Annotated in this window: 6 protein-coding genes and 1 pseudogene; 6 read left to right on the top strand and 1 reads right to left on the bottom strand. The window is 35.5% G+C overall.

The window, feature by feature from the left end; all coding sequences use genetic code 11:
• The first annotated feature begins 195 nt into the window (after positions 1-195).
• The 5 genes and pseudogenes from KO464_04275 to KO464_04255 all read left to right on the top strand — a co-directional run bounded on the left by KO464_04275 (position 196) and on the right by KO464_04255 (position 3,865).
• A pseudogene (locus tag KO464_04275) lies at positions 196-1,089 on the top strand (2-dehydropantoate 2-reductase).
• A 104-nt stretch (positions 1,090-1,193) separates the two neighbouring features.
• Positions 1,194-2,240 (top strand): hypothetical protein, encoded by a 1,047-nt coding sequence (locus KO464_04270; protein MCC7572589.1) that lies wholly within the window; start codon positions 1,194-1,196, stop codon positions 2,238-2,240.
• A complete protein-coding gene (locus KO464_04265) occupies positions 2,237-2,548 on the top strand; it encodes a hypothetical protein (GenBank protein MCC7572588.1) in 312 nt (103 codons plus the stop codon). The genes KO464_04270 and KO464_04265 overlap by 4 nt, the downstream gene beginning before the upstream one ends.
• Positions 2,545-3,312: a replication protein RepA gene (locus KO464_04260; protein ID MCC7572587.1), complete on the top strand. Its 768-nt coding sequence runs from the start codon at positions 2,545-2,547 to the stop codon at positions 3,310-3,312. The genes KO464_04265 and KO464_04260 overlap by 4 nt, the downstream gene beginning before the upstream one ends.
• 13 nt (positions 3,313-3,325) lie before the next feature.
• Positions 3,326-3,865, top strand: coding sequence for a hypothetical protein (locus tag KO464_04255; GenBank protein ID MCC7572586.1), 540 nt, complete (start codon positions 3,326-3,328; stop codon positions 3,863-3,865).
• Here KO464_04255 and KO464_04250 read toward each other — a convergent pair.
• Positions 3,848-4,660: a PHP domain-containing protein gene (locus KO464_04250; protein MCC7572585.1), complete on the bottom strand. Its 813-nt coding sequence runs from the start codon at positions 4,658-4,660 to the stop codon at positions 3,848-3,850. The two genes, KO464_04255 and KO464_04250, sit on opposite strands and share 18 nt — an antisense overlap.
• 324 nt (positions 4,661-4,984) lie before the next feature.
• Between KO464_04250 and KO464_04245 the strand changes: the two genes are divergently transcribed.
• Positions 4,985-5,298, top strand: a 314-nt coding sequence (locus KO464_04245) for a hypothetical protein (GenBank protein ID MCC7572584.1), incomplete at its 3' end; no start/stop codon positions are given.

Below are 5,298 nucleotides of genomic sequence, written 5' to 3'. Positions count from 1 at the left end.
TCTTTTCCATCAAGGGATTCAAAACTTTTGTAACACTTCCATCCCTTGTAATTACCAATAAACTCAACCTTTTCTGGTAGAGGCATTATATCACCTAACTTCTATTGTGTAGAGGATACTTAAAAGTATTTACTGAATTAATTATATTATTAACAACAAATATAAAAACTAACTCATTATCAACTAAGTGATAAGATGAAGATAGCTTTTATGGGGGCAGGGGCCATAGGAAGTCTTTTTGGAGGACTTCTTAAAAAAGGTGGCGCAGATGTCTTACTAATTGGAAGATCAAGTCACATAGAATCTATAAGAAAAAATGGACTTTCTGTCTCAGGGCTTGATGATTTTAATGTTAGAATAGATGCTTCTTCTAATCCACTAGACGCAAAAGGATCCGACCTCATCATAATAACAACTAAAGCTTATGACACAAGAAAAGCACTAAAAGAAATCACACCGATTCTTAATGAAAATGTAATTGTAATGTCACTTCAAAACGGTGCTGGAAATGTCGAAGAGATTTCTAAATTTATTGCCAAACATAATATTGTTGGAGCAGTCACAAGTATGGGTGCATTCCTTGAAGCACCAGGAATAGTGCAGTACAGAGGAAAAGGAACTACTGTAATTGGAGCCATATCCGAAGAGAACAATGCTGTGAAAGAAATTGTTAGAGCATTCAATAGTGCTGGGATAAAGACCCAAATCACAAATGACATCAAGAGTGAGATATGGTCAAAAGTAATTATTAACTCGTCTATAAATCCACTTGCTTCAATTTTTGATGATGAGAATGGAATTCTCTTAAACGATAATCTTATTGAAATTGTAAGGGAAATTACAGAAGAAGGAAAGACAATTCTTCAAAAAGAAGGGATAAATATTTCTGATGAAATTTTTGAAAATACTTTAACTGTTATTAAAAATACCTCTAAGAATATCAATTCAACTCTTTCAGATCTCAGAAAAGGAAATAGAACAGAGATAGATTACATATCGGGCAAAATCATCGAACTTGGAAAAAAATTAGATATACCAACACCCTATAACAAGGCACTTTTGAACATGATAAAATATAAAGAGAAGTAAATAATCCAATAATCCTCATAACCTATATAAATCTTAGATTTATATATTTGACTAATAGAAAAGTATTTCAATATTCACGAAATAAAAAGTTAATAGGTGCTTTGATGGAAGATGACGTATCCCTCATAATGTCTAAATTGATGGAGAAGGGTTATTCGGAAGCTCAAATAAAAGATAAAATTAGAATAAAAAAAGAATCATTAATGTATGATATAACTACAAAAGGTATTCTTTCTATAATTGCTTCCGAAGAAGGGATAGCCCTGCCTGGAAAAGAAGATCTCAAGATCGATTTACTAAAAGAGGGAATGAAAGATGTTAATGTCCTGGGGAGGGTTACAAGAAAATATGCTCCAAAAGAGTTTACAAGAGATGACGGCTCGCAAGGAGTAGTTCTCAATGTTATGATAGCTGATACCACAGGAGAAATCGCAGTTGTATTTTGGGATGAAAACGCTGTCAGATTCTCTGAGGCCTTAAACAGTGGGGACATTATAAAGATAATAGCTGGACAGGTCAAAGGTGGAATGAAAGGGCCCCAGCTTTATATAACTTCAAAAAGTAAAGTGATTATTAATCCTGAAGGAATTGATGAATCATCGTTACCAGATACTTCTACCGTTAAATCCTTAAAATATGAGAGAACTAATATATCCGACTTAATACCGGGCGACAAGTTTAAGGAAGTGAGGGGGACAATAGCCAAACTTTACTCAGTATTTTTCTATGATGGATGCCCTACATGTTTTAGAAAAATGGATTCACCTCAGAAAGGATTCTGCAAGCACTGCAAGCTTGAGGTTAACCCTACAAAAGTTGTGATACTTGACCTCGGAATAGACGATTCAACAGGGTATATACGAGCTTCATTTTTCAAAGAAAAAGCCGAGAAAGTCCTTGGGGTAAGTGCCGATGAGATATATCAAGGAGTAAAAAGTTATCTTGAGAAAGGATTTAACTTCAAAAATGCTGGCGAGGCATACTTAGATGACAATCATTACAGTATGCTTGGTAAAGAGATCCTTCTTTCTGGAAATGTTGCTGAGAGTGAGTTTATAGGAAGCGTATTTCAAATACACAATATATTTGATGCTGATTTAGAAGAAGAAATTGAGATGGTATTGGCAGCCATAGGAAAGGAGATACAATGAAACAGAATTACTCAATTGAAAAAGACATACGTGAAATCAAAGGAGACGAAACATTAGTTTCTTTTATAGGGGTAGTTGTATCTATTGACCCTTCTACTTATACGCTAATCATTGACGACGGAACAGGGGCAATAAGCGTTTCCTCTGACACACTTTATGATATGGAGAAAATTCTAAGGGTAATTGGAAGCCCGTATAAGGAAGGGGGGCAGGTAATTGTTGACTCCGACATAATTCAGGATTTCTCAGAATTTAATATTGACCTCTTTAGAAAAGTTCAACAAATTGAGAAGGAGGTTTACCTATGAAAAAAAGAATGCCTTCTTCAAGACTTTCTCTGGCTGAGATACAAAAAGGCTATTTCGTAAAACCTGAAGACGATTTTGCAACTAATTATGTGATCACTCAAGATGGATTAAAGGTTTATAGACTCAAAGGTGTTGCAACTGTAATGGCAGAACCAAGGCTATCCGAGGACGGTACTTACGGGTCTGTATTCTTAGACGATGGGACACAGAGTATAGTGGCCCTTGCATTTAGAGAGAATACGAAACTATTAATGTCAATTAAGAAAGGGGATCTCATCCAGTTTATGGCAAAGCTCAGTGAGTGGAAGGGCAAAAAGCAGCTTAATCTTGAAGCACTGTCTTTAGTTTCTTCTAATATGATGACACTTCACAGAGCTGAATCTGTCCTTGCTAAAGTCAGGCAGAAAAAATACTTCAAAATAGCCCAGAAGATATATGACGAAGAAAAAAATGTGAGAAAGGCAATGGACCGTGCCAAAAAAGAGGGAATAAATCCTGATCTAATAGACGCAATTGAAGAGCTTAATTATCTAGTGGAGTATGCCGAAGAGAATCGTATCTTTGATTCTGATACAGCAATTGAGTCGAGAGTGTTAGATGCAATTGAAAAGCTCGATGAAGGAGAAGGCGTGGTCCTCGATCTCATATTATATGAACTAAAGGATGACTATCTAGCAGATGACATTGACAATTCTGTAAGACAACTCCTTTCGAGAGGAGACCTCTACGAGCCCAAGGTGAACTACTTTAAGAAGGCCATCTGAAGGAGGGCTTAATATTAGGAGATACCAGATAGGAGTTATCGGCTCTGCAAGCGGCAGCATAGGAAGTGAGGTAAGACTTGCTGCAAGAGAGCTTGGAAGGGCAATTGCAAGAAATAATCTGGTACTTTTTTCTGGAGCATGTCCTGGATTACCACATGAAGCTACAATGGGGGCAAAAGAATCTGGCGGAACAACAGTTGGAGTGTCCCCTGCAATAAATTTCAAAGAGCATGTTGAAGATTATAAATATCCTTCTGATGTTTTTGATTCTCTCGTATTCACTGGTTCTGGGTACAAAGGAAGAAATGTTACCCTTGTCAGAAGTTGTGATGCAGTTATTTCAGTCCAGGGAATGATTGGCACCCTAAATGAGCTCACAATAGCATATGATGAAAAAAAGATTGTTGGATTGCTATTAGGGACTGCTGGCGCATCTGATCTTTTCTTAGATGTCTTAAGAAAAATGGGGAAATCCCATGATAATGTTCTGTCTTCAGATGACCCTAATATCCTAGTTGAAAAAATAATTGAAGCGTTAGAGAGCCTTCAGTGAAAATAATCTTTCTAAATACTCTTTTTTTAGTTCCATCCCGAATTGATCACCTTCTCTATGGTAGTCAGAACCTGCTGTTGGGATGAGAGAGTATTTTTCTGCAAGTTTCAGGTATTTTAACTCTTCTTCTTTTGTGTGCTTTGAGTAGTAGACTTCAAGCCCTCCAAGACCGATATCAGATAGATAAGCTATGAAGTTTTCAAGATCTTCATCTTCCAAAAAAGTATACTTTGGGTGGGCCAGTACAGGAACACCTTTGTATTTTTTAATTAATTCAATGGACTTTCGTATATCTGGCCTTTCTTTTGGAACATAACAAGATTTATCGTTTCCAATGTATTTTTCAAAGGCTTCAGCAAAAGTAGAAACATATCCCTTTTTCACCATTAGGTCTGCAATGTGGGGTCTGCCAATGTTTCCAGCTGCACTAGCTTTTAGCTCTTCCATCGTGATTTCAAAGCCTAAATTTTCCAATTTCTTTAGCATCTTTTGATTTCTTTCTTCTCTTGAATTTTTCAGTTTGTTTATAAAGCCCTGAAACTTTAGATCAGTGTAATCTACGAAATAGCCAAGCATATGAACCTGGTTCTCGTGTTTTGCGCTGATTTCAAGGGCAGGTATTAGTCTTATCCCTCTTTCATTTGCAGCCTTCATACCTTCAGGTATACCATCAATTGTATCATGGTCTGCAATAGCTATTGTGTTTAATCCATTTTTTTTAGCCTTGGCTATGATATCTGTCGGTGAGAGCAGTCCATCTGATGCAGTTGTGTGAACATGTAAATCTACTTTCATTAAAAAAAAGAAATATAATTAATTTAAATGACTTTCTGATTTAGTAACTTAATAAAAACTTATTTAATTGAAAGTGAAAATAATGGTCTAAGAGGGGATTAGATTAATACTATTTTATTTCTGATAACGCTCATCGTTGGCTTTTTGATTGGGGTAACTATAGTTAAATTCTTGACAGTCCATCAGAGTAAGATTAAGATATATGCTCTGTTGTTATTTTCTGAATTTATTATTTTCATCTTTCTTATTTATTTTAATCTAAGTGGATTAGAGCTTTTTTTTCTAGTATTGTGTTTCCTATCTATTTTGCTTGGTTATTATATAATGACTGTTAAAATACTTTCAATGAAGGATTATAGACATGTTCCTGAACTTACTAGGGAAAAAGGGGATAAAGGCAAAGGACATACTGCCATAATTTATTTTACACATGGAGAACCTGAAGATTATAATCCAATAGGATGGATAAATCAATTTAGAGAATTTGACGAGCAGAAGATTAAGTTTATCCCACTTTTGATTAGGCCAATTTTTCTTTATATGTTGAGGAAAAAGTATATCCATGTTGGTTTTAGTCAGCATAAGAAAACGCATGAAAAGATGATGAAATCGCTTGAAGAGAAATTTAGAAAAGAAGG

Source organism: Methanofastidiosum sp. (genome assembly GCA_020854815.1).
Classification (GTDB): domain Archaea; phylum Methanobacteriota_B; class Thermococci; order Methanofastidiosales; family Methanofastidiosaceae; genus Methanofastidiosum.
The sequence above is the reverse complement of the archived record's forward strand: the minus strand, read 5'-3'. Positions and strand labels throughout refer to the sequence as shown.